The organism is Bernardetia sp. ABR2-2B, from assembly GCF_037126435.1.
Classification (GTDB): Bacteria; Bacteroidota; Bacteroidia; order Cytophagales; family Bernardetiaceae; genus Bernardetia.
On the sequence record NZ_CP147020.1, the window covers coordinates 231,620 to 251,712 of the forward strand.

Annotated in this window: 17 protein-coding genes; 11 read left to right on the forward strand and 6 right to left on the reverse strand. The window is 31.0% G+C overall.

The genetic code is table 11. The annotated features are described in order from the left end of the window. Positions 1 to 179: 179 nt before the first annotated feature. On the forward strand, positions 180 to 2,468 hold the full coding sequence (locus WAF17_RS00970; protein WP_338765107.1) for a serine hydrolase: 2,289 nt from the start codon (positions 180 to 182) through the stop codon (positions 2,466 to 2,468). A gap of 113 nt (positions 2,469 to 2,581) precedes the next feature. Further along, positions 2,582 to 4,192, forward strand: coding sequence for a CocE/NonD family hydrolase (locus WAF17_RS00975; RefSeq protein ID WP_338765110.1), 1,611 nt, complete (start codon positions 2,582 to 2,584; stop codon positions 4,190 to 4,192). Here the strand turns inward: WAF17_RS00975 and WAF17_RS00980 are convergent, their stop codons facing one another. From WAF17_RS00980 to WAF17_RS00990, 3 genes are all read right to left on the reverse strand, one after another. Beyond that, positions 4,193 to 5,254 (reverse strand): glycosyltransferase family 2 protein, encoded by a 1,062-nt coding sequence (locus WAF17_RS00980; protein WP_338765111.1) that lies wholly within the window; start codon positions 5,252 to 5,254, stop codon positions 4,193 to 4,195. Between the two features lie 148 nt (positions 5,255 to 5,402). Then, complete coding sequence (locus WAF17_RS00985) at positions 5,403 to 5,717, reverse strand: hypothetical protein (RefSeq protein WP_338765113.1); 315 nt, start codon at positions 5,715 to 5,717, stop codon at positions 5,403 to 5,405. A 346-nt stretch (positions 5,718 to 6,063) separates the two neighbouring features. After that, positions 6,064 to 7,692 carry an SUMF1/EgtB/PvdO family nonheme iron enzyme gene (locus tag WAF17_RS00990; RefSeq protein ID WP_338765116.1) on the reverse strand — a complete coding sequence of 543 codons (1,629 nt, stop codon included), beginning with the start codon at positions 7,690 to 7,692 and terminating at the stop codon, positions 6,064 to 6,066. A gap of 29 nt (positions 7,693 to 7,721) precedes the next feature. On the opposite strand from WAF17_RS00990, the gene WAF17_RS00995 reads away from it, so the two are divergent. From WAF17_RS00995 to WAF17_RS01005, 3 genes are all read left to right on the forward strand, one after another. Beyond that, the gene (locus tag WAF17_RS00995) at positions 7,722 to 8,681 is read left to right on the forward strand and encodes a hypothetical protein (RefSeq protein WP_338765119.1); all 960 of its coding nucleotides are present in this window, start codon (positions 7,722 to 7,724) and stop codon (positions 8,679 to 8,681) included. A 199-nt stretch (positions 8,682 to 8,880) separates the two neighbouring features. Next, a complete protein-coding gene (locus tag WAF17_RS01000) occupies positions 8,881 to 9,633 on the forward strand; it encodes a DUF1573 domain-containing protein (protein ID WP_338765121.1) in 753 nt (250 codons plus the stop codon). 143 nt (positions 9,634 to 9,776) lie between these two features. After that, entirely contained in the window at positions 9,777 to 10,280 is a 504-nt protein-coding gene (locus WAF17_RS01005) for a dihydrofolate reductase (RefSeq protein WP_338765124.1), read from the forward strand. Between the two features lie 71 nt (positions 10,281 to 10,351). On the opposite strand, the gene WAF17_RS01010 is transcribed toward WAF17_RS01005, so the two are convergent. Both WAF17_RS01010 and WAF17_RS01015 read right to left on the reverse strand, forming a co-directional pair. Then, the gene (locus WAF17_RS01010) at positions 10,352 to 10,984 is read right to left on the reverse strand and encodes a hypothetical protein (RefSeq protein WP_338765127.1); all 633 of its coding nucleotides are present in this window, start codon (positions 10,982 to 10,984) and stop codon (positions 10,352 to 10,354) included. A 121-nt stretch (positions 10,985 to 11,105) separates the two neighbouring features. Beyond that, positions 11,106 to 13,697, reverse strand: a complete 2,592-nt coding sequence (locus WAF17_RS01015; RefSeq protein WP_338765130.1) for a PIG-L family deacetylase — start codon at positions 13,695 to 13,697, stop codon at positions 11,106 to 11,108. 178 nt (positions 13,698 to 13,875) lie between these two features. Between WAF17_RS01015 and WAF17_RS01020 the strand changes: the two genes are divergently transcribed. The 5 genes from WAF17_RS01020 to WAF17_RS01040 all read left to right on the forward strand — a co-directional run bounded on the left by WAF17_RS01020 (position 13,876) and on the right by WAF17_RS01040 (position 18,139). Then, a complete protein-coding gene (locus WAF17_RS01020) occupies positions 13,876 to 14,412 on the forward strand; it encodes a hypothetical protein (RefSeq protein ID WP_338765133.1) in 537 nt (178 codons plus the stop codon). A gap of 109 nt (positions 14,413 to 14,521) precedes the next feature. Then, positions 14,522 to 15,121: a TetR/AcrR family transcriptional regulator gene (locus WAF17_RS01025; RefSeq protein WP_338765136.1), complete on the forward strand. Its 600-nt coding sequence runs from the start codon at positions 14,522 to 14,524 to the stop codon at positions 15,119 to 15,121. Between the two features lie 147 nt (positions 15,122 to 15,268). Beyond that, positions 15,269 to 16,165: an NmrA family NAD(P)-binding protein gene (locus WAF17_RS01030; RefSeq protein ID WP_338765139.1), complete on the forward strand. Its 897-nt coding sequence runs from the start codon at positions 15,269 to 15,271 to the stop codon at positions 16,163 to 16,165. Positions 16,166 to 16,429: 264 nt separating this feature from the next. Continuing rightward, entirely contained in the window at positions 16,430 to 17,197 is a 768-nt protein-coding gene (locus WAF17_RS01035; RefSeq protein ID WP_338765142.1) for a hypothetical protein, read from the forward strand. Positions 17,198 to 17,272: 75 nt separating this feature from the next. Beyond that, positions 17,273 to 18,139: an SUMF1/EgtB/PvdO family nonheme iron enzyme gene (locus WAF17_RS01040; RefSeq protein ID WP_338765145.1), complete on the forward strand. Its 867-nt coding sequence runs from the start codon at positions 17,273 to 17,275 to the stop codon at positions 18,137 to 18,139. 95 nt (positions 18,140 to 18,234) lie between these two features. Here the strand turns inward: WAF17_RS01040 and WAF17_RS01045 are convergent, their stop codons facing one another. Continuing rightward, positions 18,235 to 19,335, reverse strand: coding sequence for an endonuclease/exonuclease/phosphatase family protein (locus WAF17_RS01045; RefSeq protein ID WP_338765147.1), 1,101 nt, complete (start codon positions 19,333 to 19,335; stop codon positions 18,235 to 18,237). Positions 19,336 to 19,477: 142 nt separating this feature from the next. Here WAF17_RS01045 and WAF17_RS01050 point away from each other — a divergent pair, with 142 nt between their 5' ends. Next, positions 19,478 to 20,032: a hypothetical protein gene (locus tag WAF17_RS01050; protein ID WP_338765149.1), complete on the forward strand. Its 555-nt coding sequence runs from the start codon at positions 19,478 to 19,480 to the stop codon at positions 20,030 to 20,032. The last annotated feature ends 61 nt before the right edge of the window (positions 20,033 to 20,093 follow it).

Here is a 20,093-nt window from a genome sequence, read left to right on the forward strand (position 1 = left end):
CTTGAAAACTTTGTCAGTAGTTTTTTAGTAATCTGAAATAACTCTGTCAATAGTTGCGAACTAACTATTGACAGTCTTATGAAAGACATTTGAAAATTGAAAACTTCTCAACAAAACCCTAATTTCTACCGTAGTGAGTTAGAATCCCAAGAAACAGAAACAATCTAACTCACTTCAACATGTCTTTTTCTTTAAAGTTATTTCGCTCTTTATTTTTTTTATTGTCTTTATTTTTTCTATTAAATTCTTTTTCATTTGCTCAAAACAGCATATTAGAAGGTGTTTTAAAAGACAAAGAAACCAAAGCAATTCTGCCTTTTTGTAATGTCTATCTCAAAACTACACAATTAGGAACGGTCAGTAATTCAGAAGGAGAATTCAGACTTCTCATTCCTAAAAAGCAGAAAAATGACACTATTTTTATTTCTTATATTGGTTACAAAACTAAGAAAATAGATATTTCTAGCTTACTTCCTCAAAAAAAGAAAGCTGTCATTTTCTTAGAAACTGACCAAACTAATCTAAGTGAAATCGTTGTTCAAGATTATACAGCTGATTTTATTATCCAAAAAGCAATAGAGAATATTCCTAAAAATTATTATAACGAATCTCATAAAACAAAAGGGTTTTATAGAATAGTTTCTAAAAAAGAAAAGGAGTATGTTCATCTTTCAGAAGCTGTCTTTGACCTTCATCTTTCCAAAACTGAAAATCCAAATCAGCAGTTTAAGCTAGAAAAAATGAGAGCTATAAAAGATGAAAAGGCTTCAAAAGGAATTGACTTAGGGTTGAAGCCACAAGCGATTTTTGAAATGGATATTGTAAACTGTGTAAAAGGTATTGATTTGCTCAATAAAAAAGGATTGAAACTACACGATTTTGAAATAGAGGAATGCAATATGGTAGATGGAGATGTGGCTTTCAAAATTACTTTTGAACAAAAAGATAAGAAACAATCAGGTTATAAAGGTTATATTCTGATTGATAAAGAAACATACGCTTTTCTTTATTTTGATTTTGGTTTGAGTCCAAAAGGAATAAAATATCATAAATATGGCGATGTTGCTACACGAGCGTTGATGAATTTATTGGATATTCATATCGAATTAGTAGAGGATAAATATCAAATTCAATATAAGAAAATAGGCAATAAATACTATTTGAATAATGCCTCTGGCAATGCAATAATGAATTTTAGATCTGCTCGTCAGAACTTTAACTTTGATTTGGACACACGTGTTGATTATCTAACTACACAAGTAGATACAGATGATAAAACTCCTTTTGAAAGTGATGAGGTTTTGGGAAAAGGAAAGCTTATTGAACATCAAAATTCTATTTATGATAAAGATTTTTGGAAAGATTATACGATTGTTTTGCCTTCAAATGATTTTGTAGAAATAGCAAAGATTTTGGAAGCGAACAATAAAGCAAATGATCTAAAAATTCAGATAGAAGAAAAGCTATATAAGTTTTCAAAAGACAAAACAGTTCGAATAGATTCCCTACTTACTTTTTACAATAATCAAGGTTTGTTTAATGGAAATGCACTTATTGTTTATGATGGAAAAATAATCTTACAAAAAAGCTACAATAATGAACTAACAAAAAATACGCAGAGTTCACAATTTCGTATTGGTTCTTTGAGTAAGACTTTTACAGCTATGCTGATTTTGCAGTTAGAAAATGAAGGAAAGATTAGTTTTGAGGATTCAGTAGGTAAATTTTTGCCAAATTATGCTAATAGACAAATCAAAATTTCAGAGCTTTTGAGTCATCAAAGTGGTATTCCAGATTATCTAAAAAAGAATGAATATGTTACTCAAATAATGACAAAAGCATTTTCACCAGAGGAATTAGTCAATCGTTTTTGTAGCGATAGTTTGGAGTTTGAGCCAAGTAAAAAGTTCACTTATTCAAATTCGAATTACGTTATTTTGGCTAGAATCATTGAAAAAATAACAAATCAAGATTTTGGAATAGTTTTAAAGGAAAGAATTTTTGACCCATTAGAAATGAAGAATACTTTTTTTGGAGAAAGCAAAACCGAAAATTCTAATCTAACAAAAGCGTTTTTGTATGGAAAATCAGAGCCATTTTATTTTGTTCAAAACAGCATAGGTGCAGGTGGAATTACTTCAACAACAGAAGATTTATTGAAATGGAGTAGAGCATTAGATGGAAAGAATGAAAACTTTATGTCTTTATCTGAGATTGAAAAACTATTTGTTCCACAGGCTGAATATATAGACTGGGAAGCCTATTATGGATATGGTTTTATGATTGATAAGTATTATTTTCTGACTTCTAAAGACCGAAAAACGATTTATCATCCTGGAACTGATTTTGGGTTTTATACCATGTTTTTGAAGCAGCCCAAATCTGATATTACAATTATTTTACTCAATAACACAGGTGACTTTCCTTGTTTTGATATAAGTGAAGTTATCTTGAACGAATTTGATTAAAACACATGTCATTAATAAGTTTTTAAATCTATTTTATGAATAGGTTTTATCTCTTTTATAATCAGAATACTTAACTTTGTGAGTAAAATAAATTATCAAAAAAAACTTAGAATATGTATTACAAAAATTTACTACTTGCTCTTTCTTTTTTTATTATTTCAACAATCTCTTTTGCTCAAACTACACAAGGTTTAGAGTATTTAATTGAACGAAAAGACTTTCAAACCAAACTTTTGCACGAAGGTAAAGCTCCTCAGCCTTATGAAAAGTTTGATGAAAATAGAGAAGATATAATTCTTGTAAATTATGAATCTGACGGTAAAAAATTAAAAGGATTAGTAGAAACAAGTAATATAGAAAAAGATAAGAAAAAGCCTGTTTTAGTTTATTTACATGGTGGTTTTGCATTGGGTTATCAAGATATTTTGGATTGTCAGCCATTTATAGATGCTGGTTTTATTGTTTTTGCTCCTACATATAGAGGCGAAAACGGCAATGATGGAAATTTTGAGTTCTTTTTGGGAGAAGTGGATGATGCCAAAGCTGCCATAAATTGGGTTGCAAAACAAGAGTATGCAAATGCTGATAGTGTTTTTGTTTTTGGACATAGCATAGGAGGAACAATTTCATCTTTGCTTTCTTTGCACGTTGATGTTCCTATAAATTTGAGTGCAAGTAATGCTGGTTTTTATACTATTGGAGATTTAGAAAGTTTTGAGAAAGAAGGTGTCAAAACATTTGATTATTCAGATGAAAAAGAATCTACATTCAGAATTCCTTATATGGCTTTTCATTATATGCAAAGAAATCATACTGTTTATATGGGAGAAGACGATAATTTTGATTATTGGAGTACAAACATTAAAAAGATGTATGAACAGGCTGATGTAGTTACTTTATTGGAAATGAAGAAAGTCAAGGGCAATCATTTTACTAGTTTAAAACCTTCTATGGAATTATTTATAGAAAAAATTAAAATAGGAGAAGAAAATAAGAATAGTGATGAAGCAAAAGAGGAAAAGGTAGTAGTTGATGATAATTTTGTAGAAGGAGTACAATTATATCAAAAAGCAAAGACTTTTTATGATGATGAGAATTTTCAAGAAGCGATTCCATATTTAGAAGAAGCTGCTAAAAAAGGACACGAAGGGGCGCAATTTGATTTAGGTTATCTTTATAAAGAAGGCAAGGGAACAAAACGAGACAATGAGAAATCTCTATTTTGGTTTAAAGAAGCTGCAAAGCAGGAAAATGCTATGGCTCAAATGGCTGTCGCTAGTATTTATTTAATAGATAAAAACTACAACGAAGGATTCAAGTGGACTAAATTAGCTGCTCAACAAGGCGTAGTAGAAGCTCAGTATTATGTAGGAATGATGTATTTAGAAGGAAAAGGAACAACAAAAAATTATACAGAAGCTATAAAGTGGCATAAAGAAGCCATCAAAAACAATCACGTAGAAGCTATGTTTAGTTTAGGAGTTTTGTATGCCCAAGGTATAGGAGTGAAAAAAAATAAAGATGAAGCATTTAGGTTGATGAATACAGCATATAAAATAAATCCTAATATTCCAGAACATGCTTACTATTTGGGTGTCATGTATATGTATGGTGATGGCGTAGAGAGAAATCCAGATACAGCTATTTCACTTATGCAAAAGGCTGCAAGAAAGGGATTCAAACCTGCTCAAGAGCATTTAAAAGATATAGATAAAACGTGGTAACTATAAAACCTTTTTCATTTTCCTTAATAATCCCATAAGTGTAGGGTTTAAAAATTTACTTCGCTGATAAACTTGTTTTATTTCAGGATTTTTAGCAACAAAATTAGGTTCATTTTTGACTAAATAAGAAGTTATTTTCTTTACTTGTTTCCAACTTTGAGCCTGTTCTTGTTTGTCTTTTGTTTCGATGGCTTCATAATAAAAAATAAGTTGATTCAGAAGATTATAACAAAAAGCTAGGTGAAGTTGAGTTTCTGTAAAAGAATTAGTTATTTCAAAAATATCATCAGAACTTTGATTTTCTGTATAAAAATCTAATTCCTTGAATTTTGAAAGTGTGTTTTTTGCAATTTCTTGATTTTTAGGATTCTGACTGCTTTCAAAAGAGCGTAAAATTTTACTAAAAACTTTTGCATAATCCCGAGCAAAACCACTTTGTTGGGTCAGACTTTTACTTTCTGTATGATAGAGATATTTTGAAAAAATACTATCTATATAAACGCTTTTTTCATTTAGAAAAGCAGGAACAAAAAACTCATAATCCATTCCAAAATGAAATTCTTTTTTTAGGTTTCCATACTTTGCTATCAATTCTTTTCTAAAAAATGAAGAAGGTTGAGGAAAAGGAAGACCAGCCAAAGAACGCTCTAAAAAATCAGTTGAAGAAGCTCCAAATTCTTTATCAAGCATATTTTCTCCAAAAAGAATTGTCTTTCCATGAACAATAAAAATTTCTTGATTCTTATCGTTTTCAAATTCGGCTGCAATTTTGTGTAAGGTATTTGGTGTAAGCTGGTCGTCCGAATTAATCCACGTAATTATATCTCCTGTCGCTTTTTCAAAACCTTTATTAATGGCGTGGCTTTGTCCTTCGTCTTTTTCACTTACCCAAAAAGAAAAATGAGTTTCATATTTTTTGATAATCTCCAAAGAACCATCATCACTTCCTCCATCTATCAAAATATATTCTAAATCATCATATCCTTGTGAAATAATAGATTGAATAGTTTTTTCAAGATAAGCAACTTGATTGTAAGAGGGAGTAATGATAGAAATGCGCATCTATAAAGTTAGAATTTAGAAATCAGAGTGTAGAGTTAAAGGCGAATACAAATAATTTTAACACTAAGTTGGCAAGTTTCACTAAGAATAAGAAAAGAAATTTGAAACAATTAAAACAGAAAAAAACTTCTTCTAACTGATAACTGGTTTACTTTGTATTAGCTTGTTGATAAATTGCTTCTGCACGTTCGAAATCTTGAGCAGATGATTCAGAAAACCCATCTTGAATAAGCGTTTCTATGATTTTGTTGCGCTCTCCTGTATAAGGTAAATCTTGCTTTTTAGCCAAAATAAAAGGAGCTTGTTCTGTTGAAAGTCCTCCTGAAAGCAATGATTCAGAAAAATCAAAGTTTGCTCCTGCTTTTATATTAATAATAATTGTAGCAACTTTTTCAGGCAAACATTTAAAGAAAATAGCACTTTTGTCTTTACGAGTTTGAAGATAGCGAATAGAACCGTTCATAATTTTTTGTTTTTAGTATTTTCTAAGATAGGCATATAAAATGAACTCAAAAGTACGTAAAATATTTTTTATGAAATAAACTTAGGAACAATTACGAATTAAAAATTACGAATTACGAATGTAATAACTTGAATATCAACAACCTAAAATTTTGAAATAAGTAGTTTATTCAATTTCAATTCCTTATTAATCAAAACCTTCAAAAAGCCTCCAAAGTTAATTTATATAGTAAAATGAAATAGTTTAAAACAATTAAATCAAAAAGTAATTTTGTGATAACTGATAACTGATAACTGATAACTGATAACTGATAACTGATAACTGATAACTGATAACTGATAACTGCTTATCTTCCTCCTCTTCCTCCAGTAGTTCCACGGCGATTTTGATTGCTAAGTGTAGCATAATAACGAGCCGAAACGGATAAATCTCTAAAATCTCCAACTGCATAAGTTACGCTATCCCACGCACCACCACGAACGATAAAACCATCTGAAACATCAAAGGAGAACAAATCAGCGTTTCCATTCTCATCTAAAAAACCATTTCCTAGTTGATTTCTTTCAAAAGATAATGAATTTTGATTATTTATTTTGACACAATATTCCCAAACATTTCCACTTAGTTCCATCACTCCCCAAAAACTTGCACCTGCTTGTAAACGTAACTCAAAATCGTAAGTAGAAAAATCTGAACCTTTTGCAGCAAAACCATTTCTCAAAACTCCATTTAATTGATTGATTTCTATTCCAGAATTGTAAGATGCAAGTCCTGCCGAATCTGCAATATTTGCTAGTTCCGAAACCGTTTCGTTTTCTGTTCCATCCTCTTGAACTGTATTTGCATCAATAATATAAGGCGTTCCCCAAGAAAACTCTCCTTTTATGGGAATTGTTATTCCTCTTGCAGCTTTCTCAAATTCTAATTCGGTTATTGGTCGGAGTGCTGCCCAATCCAAAAAAGCAGCTATATCTTCTGCATTGAGCCAATTACAAGCTCTGTATTTTCCCTCTCTGACTTCATAAGTTGCAGGAATATGTAAATTTTTGTTGCCTTTTTCTTTTATAAAAATAGAATTACGAAGAGGATTTGAAGAAGTTATTAAAGCAGAAGTAGCAACATCACTTTCTGGAGAATTTGCTGTTCTATTCAGCTGCTGTTTAAAGGTCAAAGTATTGAGAAAATCTGTATATTGATTTTGATTAATTTCATATTTCATTATCCAAAAACCATCATAACCCTTTGGGAAGTTAGTAGGAATAATTGATTGTGGAAACTCTTCTTGTCCATTATTTCCATACAGGTTGCCTTCATTTGTTCCTACCAAAATTTCATTTTCAGAGTGTATCAAAAATGGTTTTACTTCTGTACTGTCATTGTGTTGTGTTGCTTTTCGAAGCCCATTTTGTGAATGAACGCCATCACCAACAAAAAAACTTCCTTCATCTATCCAAACCATTTCAACAGCATAAAGCGCAACATCATAAACGCCAAATTGATTTTTTATTTCATTAGGTAATTTTACGGAAATAGATGTTTGAGAAATTCCGTTTTTTTCTTCTTTTATAATTGACTTCAAGAAAAAACCTCCTTTATCACTAACTGTTTCTAGTTCTGTATCTAGAATTTGAGTTGTATTCTGATTGATAAAAATTTCATTTTCTGATAAATAAATATGTTTCCAAGTATAATCATTTGTTCGTATCTTCAAAAAACACCAAACACCATCTCTAAAAATGAAATTCTTCTTTTGATTAGAATTCTGATTTTCAGAGGCAATGGTAAGTTCTTTGTTAAAAAACCAACTGTTTTCCCATTTTACCGTACACTCTAAAAAGTTATTTTCTGTAATGACTAAATTTTCTATTTTTACATTATTTGCAAAACTGCTTTCAATCAAAAATAGAAGTAAAAAACTACTGACTAATAGTAGAAAAGTTACTCTAAATTGCTTTTTATAAATTGCTTGTCTCATCTAAATTTATTTTAAAAATTATTTTTCTTATGAAGAAAATAGCTACTTCTTATTCTCTCGTTTTGTTATTTATTTGTCTTTTATCTTATACACAGAAAAATTCTGTTTTGGCGCAGGGTTGTAGTGATGCAGGTTTTTGTACTATGGGAGCAATGCGCCCAGACCAACCTTTTAGCAAAAAGATAAATGTTCGTCTTCGTTCGGTCAGTCTGACACAGTATATTGGTCTTACTAAATTCGACGACCGAATTTTGTCTTATGTTGCTGAAGCAAATGTAGGTATTTCTGATAAATGGCAGGCACAAATTAAGCTTCCTTATACTTTCGTACAAGGTCCTTTGGCAAACACACAAGGAGTTGGAGATATTTCTTTGAGCTTGACACGCTCACTTATTCAGAAAAAAGAATGGCAACTTAACGCTACTTTGGGAGCAAAAATACCTACAAATGATGCAAATTTCAAAAATGATGTTGGTTTAGCTTTACCTATGTATTATCAAAGTAGTTTGGGTACATATGATATTATTGCAGGAATTGCTTTTATTAATAAAAACTTTTTGTTTGCAGCAGGGATTCAACATCCTTTTAATCAAATAGATAATGGCTTCAAATGGGGAATTTGGCAAGAGCATCCTCTTTTCGATACATCTCTTGAATATCCAGTTTCACAGTTTTTGGATAGAGGAACAGATGCTATGTTGAGAGCTGAATATAATCTTCGATTTTCAAAGTGGAGTATGAATTTTGGAATCTTGCCAATCCTTCGTTTTACCCCAGACGTAATTACAAGCCCAGCGACAGGAGAAAGAACAGAAGTAGAAGATAGTAAAGGAGTTGCTGTAAGTGGACTTATTGGAGGTACTTATAATTTTTCGGTTCGTTCTAGCTTAAAACTTCTCTTAGGAAAACAAATTGCTCAACGTTATAAAAATCCAGATGGACTTTCAAGAGAGTGGGTAAATACAATTACTTATCAATATAGATTTTAGAATTAAACATACTTTTGAAAAATAGGCACGAAATTTTCATTCTTTATAAAGTGCTACAACAATTAAATCGTAGTTTAACATCTCATTAACACTTAAATTTGAAGAAAATATCTGTTTTGATTGACTAATTTCGTAAATTTGTCATTATCAGAAATTTATAATTAATTCTAATTTTCATCATTAAAAAAACGTATTAACAATGAAAATCACAAAATACTCTCTTGCATCTATCGCTTTTAGCTTTTGTTTATTCTTATTTTTATCAGCAAGTTCAATGGCGCAAGGCGTTTTTCAATTTGATGTAGAATCTTTTGATTTCTCAACTGTTGAGGAAGGAGACAAAGCTGAAAAAACATTTACTTTCAAAAATACAGGAAATCAGCCAATTATTTTGAGTAATGTACGTGCTTCTTGTGGCTGTACTACTCCAAACTGGACTCGTGAGCCTGTTATGCCAGGGCAGAGTGGAAAAATTGAGGTAAGTTATAATTCTGCTGGTCGTCCAGGTGCTTTTAATAAAACAATTACTATTACTTCGAATGCAACAGAAGCTACAAAAGTTTTGACAATTCGTGGAAATGTAGTAAGCGACCCAGCAAATGACCCAAAAATGACAGTAGAGCGTACTACGGTAGCTTTAGGCAAAATCAAAAAAGGAGAAGCTGTTACTTACAAAATTTCTTTCAAAAATGATGGAAAAAAACAACTTCAAGTTCATAACCTTACTAGCAAGTGTAATTGTGTGAAATTAGCAGGTAGAGCTACTGCAAATGCAGGTGAAACAAAAGAATTAGAAATCGTAATTACTCCAACTCAAACAGGAGAGTTTGAAGACGATATCGTAATTTATACAAATAGCCGTTCTCAAGGAAAAACGACTATCAAACTTACAGGAACAGTAGTAGAAGGTTCTTCTAGCAGTGTTCTTCGTAATGAAAACTCTGGATTCTAATAAATAAATCTATTCTTATAGAATTACAAAAAACCTTATTTGATTCATTTCAGATAAGGTTTTTTTGATAAATTCATTTCAAAAAAGTAACTTGTGTTACTTAATGTTCTTACTATCTCAGTGTTAAAATCATTCAAAATCAAATGAAAATCAGTATTATTACAGCTCGTACGAAAAATGGTGTTATAGGTTCAAATAGCTCTCTCCCTTGGAAAATGCCTTCTGATATGCGTTTTTTCAAACAAACAACTATCGGACATCACGTTTTAGTAGGAAGAAAGACTTATGAATCTTTTAATGTTCAGCTTGTTGAGCGTCCTTCACTTATCTTGACGACAAAATCAGAGTATAAACCAACTTATAAAGAAGACCAAACTATAAATTCATTAGAAGAAGGAATCAAGAAAGCAAAAGAACAAAATGAAACAGAGCTTTTTGTGATTGGAGGAGGGGAAATTTATAAACAAGCCTTAGAAAAAAATCTTGTTACACATATGTATATTACAGAAATTGATGCAGTTGTAGAAGGAGATACTTTTTTTCCAGAGTTTGATAAATCAGAGTGGAATATTATCCGAAACGATAGTTTTGCAGCAGGAGAAAAAAATGACTACGATTATAGTTTCGTTTTGTACGAAAAGAAATAAGAAGAAGTAAGATGTTTTTTCTGAAAATAAAACCCACGAATAAATTCATAAATTACGTGGGTAAAAAACAATTATTCCAATGAAGCCATATAAATCAATCCTTTATCTACATAAAGTGGGTCATATGTAGTAGCTTTCCAAAAAACAGGGTGTTCTTTTCCTGTATTATGAATATGAAAGGCATTTTTATAATCTTTTTTTTCAAGATATTTTCCATAATTAGCAATACACCATTGAATAGCAATTTGAAGTCCTTTTTCTCCATTCAAATCATCAATTGTCAGACCTTCTTTTATTACGTGATACCCCATAATTTGCAAAGCTCCCCAAGAAGTAGCAAGCATAGTCAGCTCTTGAGTAGAATAACGCTCTAAATCTTTTTGTGTTAGGTTTCCGTATCTTTTCCTTTTGCCTTCTTTTACAGCTTTTAGTTTCTTAAAAACATTAGGTTCATAACGACTTTGAGGTGGATTTTGAGCCGAACATTCTAATAAAACCAATGCTTTAAAATATTCAGAAGGAGCTTCTAATTCTTCACAAATACGCTCTATTTCAGCTCCATAATTTCGTTCAACTTTTATGACAGCATTCATTTTGGCACGTTCTGAAAAGATAGGCTTTAATGCGCTATACGAACAAGAACGAAAATTCCATACAATATGAACGAGAATAACAGCAACAAATATTTTGAGAAATAAACGCATAGAGTTAAAGCAAATAAATTGTAAAGCCTAAATATTTTAGAATACTTAGGCTTTAATTTTTGATAAACGTTTGATAAAAATACTATTTTTCTTAGCAGAAAGCAACAAAAAATATCAATAATTAATTATTTTCTTCTAAAGAAATTAGATTGACAAGTAAACGATACGCACCTGTTACTCCTTCTGGAAGCTGTCTAAACCAAGAAATTCCAGTGTAAGCAAAATTTCCTTTTCCATATTTTGCAATCAAAATACTTCCCTTTTGTGGTTCTTCTCCTGTATCAAAACTGCTTATTGGAGCTTCAAAATGTTCGTCCCACGAATCAGCAAAATAAAGCCCTCGCTCTTGTGTCCAACCTTCAAAATCTAAAAGCGTAATTTTGTTTGGCGTATTCAAAACTGGATGATTTGGAAGTTCAAAAACAACTGGTGCATTTTCTTCGGTAACTCTTTTTCTTGAAATTTGAAATGGATAAACACCAATATTTTCAGCTTTCAAACGGTAAGAAGTATTGTATTGAACAATTAAGTTTCCTCCATCTTCAACATATTTATGAAGTTTTGGAAGATAAATCGCTAATTCTTCTTGAATATTAAAAGCTCTAATCCCTGTCAAGACGGCATCATAAACTGATAAATCTGTTGTTCCCAAATTTTTAGCTTCAATAATATCTACTTGATAGCCGATTTGCTCCAAAGCCTTCGGAACATAATCTCCTGCACCTAAAATATAACCAATTCGCTCTCCTTTTTTCTCTAATTCGGCACGCATCAAACGAACTTTTGCATTTGGGAACATCGCTTGATAAGGAATATGGTCGTAATCAATTTTTTCCATTGATTTAGCAAATTCTGTTTTATTGGGACTACCATTTTCTTGATAAGTTAATCCTACAAGTAAAGCATTATTTTGAGTTTTTGCAGGAGGAGTTATTTCGATTTCTATGATTTTGGATTGCCCCTTTTTATTAAATGAAAACTTTATATCAGTAGGCGTAGTATCAAAATAGTCTGTTTTTGCAGAACTTTCATTTGTTCTTTTTTCAGGAATTAAATTTATAAATCCAGAAACAGGATTATCAGTATTTGAAAGCAATTCTAAACGAACTTTCTTTGGTTTATTGTCTGCAAAAATCATTACATCATCTAAAAAACGAGCTGTTACTTTTGGTACGACGAGCAAAGGCGCATATTTTTCTCCTTTTACTGGGTCGGTATATTTGTGTTGAATTGGCAGTTCGACAGTCAATTCTTGAATGCTTGATTCTTTACCCCCAACGTTCAATGTCAAACTTAATTTAAGATTGGCAGGGTTGCTTGGTAAACCTCTTAATTCTTGATTATCAACGCTGTACATTCCTGTCGTTTGATTTTCATTGAGCCAATACGGATTTGAATTTTTTATATTTTTTAATTGAATTGTCTTAGAGAAAGTCTCAATTTCATTTGTTTTGAGCGTTTGATTATAGGCATTAAGATAAAAATCTTTTAAATCAGTTTTGCCTTTTGCGTTTTCAGCCAACAAAATTATTGTTGAAATAATAACAGGTACATCAAAACGCTTGATAAGATTTAATTCTAGTTGAAGAGAATCTCCATTGGCTACTTGCGAATTATCTGTAATAGCTTCTGCAAAAAGTCCTCCTGTTGTGAAAATAAGCTCGGTAAGGATTTTCTTTGCATTTTCTGTAATCGGACTTTTTTCTAATTGACTTACTTCCTTATAAGATTGAACAACTAATTCAAACGAATTTTGAGGTTTTGCTGGGTTATATTCTTTTTTGAGTTTTTGAATTAATTCTACAAATTTTTTACTTCCTTTTACTCTACTCCAATCTGTGATTATTCCTTTAAAAGCATTTTTTTCTGGCAAATCTCCTTTCAAAATCTGTAAATATTCAGTTTGCTGACCTCTAAAACCAGCACTTCCAAACCCTTGACTTTTATGTTGTGAACGGCTCTGCGCTGCAATTTCATTGTATGATTTTCCCAAAATGGCATCATAGCCACCAATTTCGATTTTCATTGTGCTGTCTTCACTCATTTGCATTCCATTTCTTCTGAAAAACCATTCAGAGGTATTCCAAAAAATACGTTTTGGTTGCCAAACTTCTACATATTTTAGCTGTTCTGGAAAACGTTTTGGGTCTGCCGCTGCATCATAAGCTAACATTGCAATCTGTGCCGAAGCTGTGTGATGTCCGTGTGTTCCTCCTAAAGTGGGCGAAAAACGAGTAATGAGAATATCTGGTCTAAACTTACGAATTGCCCAAACAGCATCTGCCAAAACTTGCTCTTTCTCCCAAATAGTAAAAGTTTCTTCAGGAGTTTTTGAGTAACCAAAATCATTGGCACGAGAGAAAAATTGATTTCCTCCGTCTGTATTTCGTGCTGCCAAAAGCTCATTAGTACGAATAATACCAAGTCCTTCTCTAACTTGTTCGCCAATTAAATTTTGTCCACCATCGCCACGAGTGAGGGAAAGATAAGCCGTTCGATAGCCTTTTTCTTGTGCAAAATGTGTAATAAGTCGTGTATTTTCATCGTCTGGGTGAGCTGCAATATACAAAATGCTACCAGTCGTTTGAAGATGTTCTATTTTTTGAAGTGCTTTACCTGCTGAAAGAGGGTTTATTTGAGCAAAAATAGAATTGGAAAAGTGTAATAGAAAAAACAGAGCTATAAAAGCTGTATAAAAAGTAATTTTTGACATACGTTTAAAAAAGTTGGATTTTATTTTTAGACAATTATACAAATAAAGCGAGTTTTAGATAAAGACGATTGATAAGAGAAGTATTTTAAGATTATTTAGCTATCAAAAAATAATAGTTTTATCTTTAAAATTATTTCAAAATATGACACTATCAAAAATATAATTTAAAAACTAGGAAATGAAACAAGACTTAAATAAAAATATAAAAGCTCAAATTCAAGTTCTTGCTTACTATCAAATTTTAGGAGGGGTAATGGGAATAGGTTTAATAGTTTGGTTGGGTTTTCAGTCTAATATTTTTTTATCTTTAGGGCTATTAATTCTATTATTTGTTATAGGGCTTTATTCTTTCTCCATTTATTGTGGATATAATTTGTTGAACTATACTAATAGAGAATCGTTCAGATTATCAGCTATTAATCAAGCATTACAGATACTTAGTTTTATGTTACTTGGATTCTCTTATAAATATATTGCAGGTGTAGAGTTTGCTGTTGGAGTGAACTTAACAAATGAAGCCTTATTTACGTTTGATTTTTCTTTTTTTACTTCAGAGTTTCAAATGAATCTTAACACAGAGAAAGAAACTACAAAAATTGCAATAAATATAATCCCTATCTTAATCATGTATTTTATAGGCAAACTAGAGCAGAAAGTAGAGACAGGCGAACCTATTCCTACCATTGAAGAATCTAATATTCTTGATAGTTTTTAATAAAAAAAGTTAAAAACTTGTAGCATACCTACAAGTATGTATATATTTGTAGTGTCAATCAGATAAAGCAAAAATTTATTTCAACCAGCGATTTATTTTTACATACATAATGGATACACGAACTGCAATTTTGGAAAAAAACTATGAAGCTATTTTACAAAAAGGCTTTCAAGGAGTTCGTACGGATAAAGTAGTAGCTGATTTAGGAATTACAAAAGGAGCATTTTATCATTACTTTCCTAACAAAAATATGCTAGGTTATGCTGTGGTAGATGAAATCATTTATCCTAATTTTGTTGGAGTATGGGAAGATAGTTATCAAAAATTAATTAAAAATAAAGATACACATGCTATTGATCTGATTTGTCAAACAATAGAAAAAATAGCTTCTTTTTCTACTGGCGAGAATATTTCTGTGGGCTGTCCTTTAAATAATTTGATACAAGAAATGTCTGCTATTGACGAAGGGTTTAGACAAAAATTAGCAGCAATAATAGACAAACAATACTTTTTTATTCAAGCAGTTTTGGAAAAAGGAAAGGAAAAGCAGCAAATAAAACTTGAAGTAAATCCAAATGAATGGAGTTATTTTATTATAGCAGGCTTAGAAGGAAGTTACACCATTGGAAAAGCAAAAAATAATATTGAGGCTTTTCAAGCAAGTATAAACTCATTACTCATGGCTTTAAGGTCATTAAAAAACATATAATCATTCTTTAGCTTTGACTAAACTCATTGGTAAAGAATATAAAAAGCAGCAGATTTTTGATTTGCTTTTTTTTAAAACAAGTAACATACATACAGGTATGTATTTTTAATTCCAATTTTTATTTTCACATTTAAATCAAATTTCATTATGTACGTAATCACAGGCGCAACAGGAAACACAGGCAGCGAAGTTGTAAATAGACTTTTAGCAGCAGGGAAAAAAGTAAAAGCAATTAGTAGAAGCGAAGAACGCTTACAATCTTTTGTAGAAAAGGGAGCAATTCCAGCTGTAGGAGAATTAGAAGACACTAATTTTTTAACAAAAACTTTCGAAGGAGCAACAGCTATTTATGCCGTCATTCCTCCAAAATGGGACTTACAAGAAGATTGGAGAGGTTTTATGAGAAGAATTGGAAATTCTATTGTAGAAGCTATTCAAAAGTCAGATGTTAAAAATATTGTTGTTTTAAGTTCGAATGGAGCACAACTTGAAAGTGGAGCAGGTCCTGTTACAGGTTTGTATGAATTTGAACAACGTTTAAAGCAAATAGAAGGACTTAATATAACGGCACTTCGTGCAGGATACTTTATGCAAAACTTTTTTGGCTTAGTTCCAATGATTGAAAATATGGGACTATTTGGATATTCATTAAAAAGTGATATTAAAACTCCTATCGTTCACACTAAAGATATTGGGGAAGTGGCTGTAAAACATCTTTTGAATCTAGATTTTAAAGGTTTTAATTCTGTCTTTGTTTCTGGTGCAGAAGATTTGACTATGAATGAAGTAGCCGAGATTTTGGGAAATGAAATAGGCAAACCAAACTTAAAATATATGCAGTTTTCAAGAGAAGATGCAATAAATGGAATGGTACAAAATGGAATTCCTCAAACGATTGCAGAAGGGTATGATGAGCTTTTTAATGCATTGAATGAAGGTGATTATTTAAATGATTACAAAAGAACTTCTGAAAATACAACACCAACTACTTTAAAAGATTTTGCTAAGAATGAATTTGCACATGCTTTCAAACATGAAGCATAATTTTTTTCTTATTTCAATGAGGCTGTCTGAAAAGGGCAGCCTCATTTTATTTTTTATTTCTGAAGTTGTCTAAACATGGGCTTTTTGGGTATATTTGTTGGTGTCGCTATGCTAAAACACCAACAAAGGCTTAAAATAAGTATTCTTAAAAAACTTCTCTGAGTAAATTAAATATGTAAACAACACTAAAAAAATATATAAGTTTAAGAGACATAACTTTTATAATGGCTACATTTGAAAAATATTTTACTTAAAAATTCAATTATGAAAAATGCTTTCTTCTTGATTTTATTTCTCTTTTCTTCAACTTTTTGCTTTGCACAAGACTATTTTGTTACAGCAGAAAATGGATTGCTTGTTCGAAAATATCCAAATGATTCAGCAAAAATAATAGGCAAGTTTGATTTTGGAACACGCATTACCAGTAGTAGGAAAACAAATTACTCTTATTCTGTGAATGAAAATGGAGAAAAAATAGATGGTTTTTGGACTTGGGTAGAAATAAGTCCTTATTCTAGTTTTGCTTCCGAAGAAAGTAAAGGATATGTTTTTAATGGTTTCTTGAAAAAAGAGAAAGATTTTATAGCCGAAATAAAAGAAAAAATGAGTCGTTTGCCTGTCTTGGATAATTATAAAATTGATATAAAAAATGATGTTTTTTGTTTGAAAGGAGATTTTTTTGGAGATAGTATTGCAGATTTAGCTATTTTGATAAAAGATAATAAAGACGATAAGCGTATTGTATTTATTAATTACCAAAAAAATAGCATTCCTAAAACTTTATTTTTGGGAGGAAAAAATGACCCTTTTAAGATGGAATATTATAATTGGGTAGGTTATTTTAGAAAAATAAATGAAGGCGAAATTCTTTATTCTAATTATGATGATGACTTTAGAGGGTTAGAAGATGTTCCTCAAGATGAAAGAGTAGTTTTGAGTTATGATGCTATCTATATCCATCAAGAAGAATCTTGTGGAGGAGGTTTTATTTTTTGGAAAGATGAAAAATTTAATTGGTTGCAGCAAGAATAAGGTAATTATAAACACTTTATTTCGTTCTTATTTTTTACTAGCCTATGAAATCATAAATTTATCAAAACCTTTCTTATGTCTATCAAAAAAGTAGCTTTATTTATTCTTCTCTTTTCTTCTTTTGCCTGTTCTTCTCCTTACAGAGCGTGGCAAAAACAAGTGAATAAAAAAGTCAAAAGTCATCTTAATGAAAAACCCAATCTTCCCACACCTCCCAACACAGTTTGGATAAGTGATAATTTGTTTATGGACAAAACAGAAGTTGTAAATCTTTCTTATTTGGAGTATTTACATTATATGGGAGAGGATTCTTCCTATCAATATTATCAAAATCAAATTCCTACCAATGGCGTTTGGATGGATAAAGAAGTTCCTTTTTTAGATTCTATCAAACTTTCGCTTTCACTAGGTTATCTTGAATATGAAGGTTATCGTTTTTTGCCTGTTGTGGGAGTTTCTTATCAACAAGCCAAAAATTATTGTAAATGGAGAAGTGAAATAGCAACACAAAACTTTGTCAGTACAAGAGATAAAAAATACCGTTTTGAATATCGTTTGCCTACCGAAAAAGAATGGGAAAAGGCAGCTTTATCTTTTATTGATACATTAAATCAAGAAAATATAAAATATGGTTTTGATACTTCTATTGTTCCTCCTTCTGCCTTTAATTTGAGTCAAGTTTTGAATAAATCAAAGGGAGATTCTACCAAAATTCCACCAGTAGTTTATGCTTACTCTGAGCCTACAACACTTCTAGGGCTTCATCACACCATCGGAAATGTAGCCGAAATGATAGAAGAAGAAGGTATTTCTAAAGGAGGTTCTTGGCTTCATGTTCCTCTTCAAAGTACGATTAATGAGCGCATTCGATACCGTTATCCTACTTCTTGGTTGGGGTTTAGATGTATTTGTGAAGTAAAAGAATTGGAAATTAGGAATTAGGACATGGGAAATGGTGGCAAGGAATTGGGAATTAGGAAACTTTGTTTTCTCTAACGCACAGAATACAAAATAGAGTAACATCAATTAAAACAGTATTATAAAGCTGTTGTATTATCTAGCTGCGCTTTTTTGACTTTTTTTTTAGCTTCTTCCTCATCATCTTTTTCTGGTTCTGGCTCTTCTTGGGTATGTTTTTCTTTAGGAATGTAAGCTAAATTAATGAAGATAGGGAAATGGTCAGAGCCGACATGCTCTAGTTTTTTTATCTCAATAACTTGAAACTCATCGGAATGAAAAATATGGTCAAGAGGCCAACGCAAAAGAGCATAATCAGCGTGAAAAGTGCTATACATTCCTCGTCCAATTCGTGGGTCAAGCAAATTGCCTAACCTTCTAAAAAGACGTGAAGTATGCGACCACGCTACATCATTAAAATCACCAGCTACAATAGTAGGATTGTCTTTTTTCTCAATTTCTTTTCCTACCATAACTAGTTCTGCATCACGAGGAATAGATGTTTTTGCTTCTTCTGGCGCAGGAGGACGAGGATGGATTCCATAAAAATCAAAAGTTTCTTTGCTATCTTTATCTAACTTGAAGGTAGCAATGATAGAAGGGACATCATCTTGAACATAATAATTAAAATCTAATTTGGTAGGCTCTTTTTTCGAATAAAACAAAAGTCCATAAGTATTATCGATAGGCTTTAGAAGCTGATAAGGATATTCTTCTTTTAAATATTCCATTTGTTCTGCCCACCAATGGTCGGTTTCGACCATAAAAACTATATCTGGATTTTCTCTTTTTATAAGTGATTTTAATTTTTGAGTTTCTCTATTATGCATTAATACATTTGAAACCAAAACGCTAATATTCAAAGTATTTTCTGTTACATTTTCTGCATTTTTTACGTTTTTAGAAGCTAATGGAGAATAAGGAAAAATTACCCAACTATGAAAACAAAGTGCAACAAAGAGAGCTGCCCATAAGATATATTTAACCAGAACAACTTCATTGAAAAAATAGAGTAAGACAGCTGAAAAAACGATAATGACAAGCATTTGAATACGAGGGAAATCAAAACCACGTACCCACCAAGATTCGTTTTTGATAAAGCTAAAAACAGTTCCTATCAAACAAAAAAGAGCAGGGCCAATAAGAAGCCATTTTAAAATAGAAAGAAAAAAATCAAGCATTGTATAAGTAATAGTCAGTTTAAAAAATGAGGAGATTCAGAGCTTATTCAAAACTTTAATTCGAATTTAGAATTTCCATATTAAATCAACTAAAAAAATGATTCATAGTTTATAAAAATTTAAAAATTTGTACTTTTGATGTATGCCAAAATTCTTAACAGGAAATAATCTGAATCATAAAGTAGGAGAAATTATCGAAAAAGCTGAAAAAAGATTAATTCTTATTTCACCTTATATTCGTTTGCATTCCTATTATAAAAAGTTATTACAAGTAAAACTTATCAATCCAAATCTTGAAATAATCGTTCTTTTTGCTAAAAGTGGAAAGAATCCTATCAAAAATATCGCTATAAAAGATGTAGAATTTTTTAAGCAGTTTACAAATATTGAACTTCGGATTGAGTCTAAGCTACACGCAAAATATTACGCCAATGAAAAAGAATCTATTCTTACTTCAATGGATTTGTATGATTATTCACAAGAAAATCATATTGAAGCAGGTGTTTTGAGCAGCTCAAATGTTTTTAATAATATTTTGGGAGATTCTTTTGATATTCAAGCTTACGACCATTTCCTTACCGTGGTGGCAAAAAGTGAAATTATCTATAAAGCTGTTCCAGAATATTCTTATAATTTGCTCGGGCAGAAAAAATTTAAAGGAGTAACTATTGAAGTAGATTTGATTCCTTTCGAATAAAATAGATTCAACTTATTCCAAAATTTTGCCGTTTCAAATCTCTTACCAATAACTCAATAAG

Coding starts and splice junctions, on each gene's coding strand:
- WAF17_RS00990 (WP_338765116.1), bottom strand. CDS start 7,692: ATGAGACAAGCAATTTATAAAAAGCAATTTAGAGTAACTTTTCTACTA.
- WAF17_RS01035 (WP_338765142.1), top strand. CDS start 16,430: ATGAAAAATGCTTTCTTCTTGATTTTATTTCTCTTTTCTTCAACTTTT.
- WAF17_RS00980 (WP_338765111.1), bottom strand. CDS start 5,254: ATGCGCATTTCTATCATTACTCCCTCTTACAATCAAGTTGCTTATCTT.
- WAF17_RS01000 (WP_338765121.1), top strand. CDS start 8,881: ATGAAAATCACAAAATACTCTCTTGCATCTATCGCTTTTAGCTTTTGT.
- WAF17_RS01020 (WP_338765133.1), top strand. CDS start 13,876: ATGAAACAAGACTTAAATAAAAATATAAAAGCTCAAATTCAAGTTCTT.
- WAF17_RS01030 (WP_338765139.1), top strand. CDS start 15,269: ATGTACGTAATCACAGGCGCAACAGGAAACACAGGCAGCGAAGTTGTA.
- WAF17_RS01015 (WP_338765130.1), bottom strand. CDS start 13,697: ATGTCAAAAATTACTTTTTATACAGCTTTTATAGCTCTGTTTTTTCTA.
- WAF17_RS01005 (WP_338765124.1), top strand. CDS start 9,777: ATGAAAATCAGTATTATTACAGCTCGTACGAAAAATGGTGTTATAGGT.
- WAF17_RS01025 (WP_338765136.1), top strand. CDS start 14,522: ATGGATACACGAACTGCAATTTTGGAAAAAAACTATGAAGCTATTTTA.
- WAF17_RS01040 (WP_338765145.1), top strand. CDS start 17,273: ATGTCTATCAAAAAAGTAGCTTTATTTATTCTTCTCTTTTCTTCTTTT.
- WAF17_RS00985 (WP_338765113.1), bottom strand. CDS start 5,717: ATGAACGGTTCTATTCGCTATCTTCAAACTCGTAAAGACAAAAGTGCT.
- WAF17_RS01045 (WP_338765147.1), bottom strand. CDS start 19,335: ATGCTTGATTTTTTTCTTTCTATTTTAAAATGGCTTCTTATTGGCCCT.
- WAF17_RS00975 (WP_338765110.1), top strand. CDS start 2,582: ATGTATTACAAAAATTTACTACTTGCTCTTTCTTTTTTTATTATTTCA.
- WAF17_RS01050 (WP_338765149.1), top strand. CDS start 19,478: ATGCCAAAATTCTTAACAGGAAATAATCTGAATCATAAAGTAGGAGAA.
- WAF17_RS01010 (WP_338765127.1), bottom strand. CDS start 10,984: ATGCGTTTATTTCTCAAAATATTTGTTGCTGTTATTCTCGTTCATATT.
- WAF17_RS00970 (WP_338765107.1), top strand. CDS start 180: ATGTCTTTTTCTTTAAAGTTATTTCGCTCTTTATTTTTTTTATTGTCT.
- WAF17_RS00995 (WP_338765119.1), top strand. CDS start 7,722: ATGAAGAAAATAGCTACTTCTTATTCTCTCGTTTTGTTATTTATTTGT.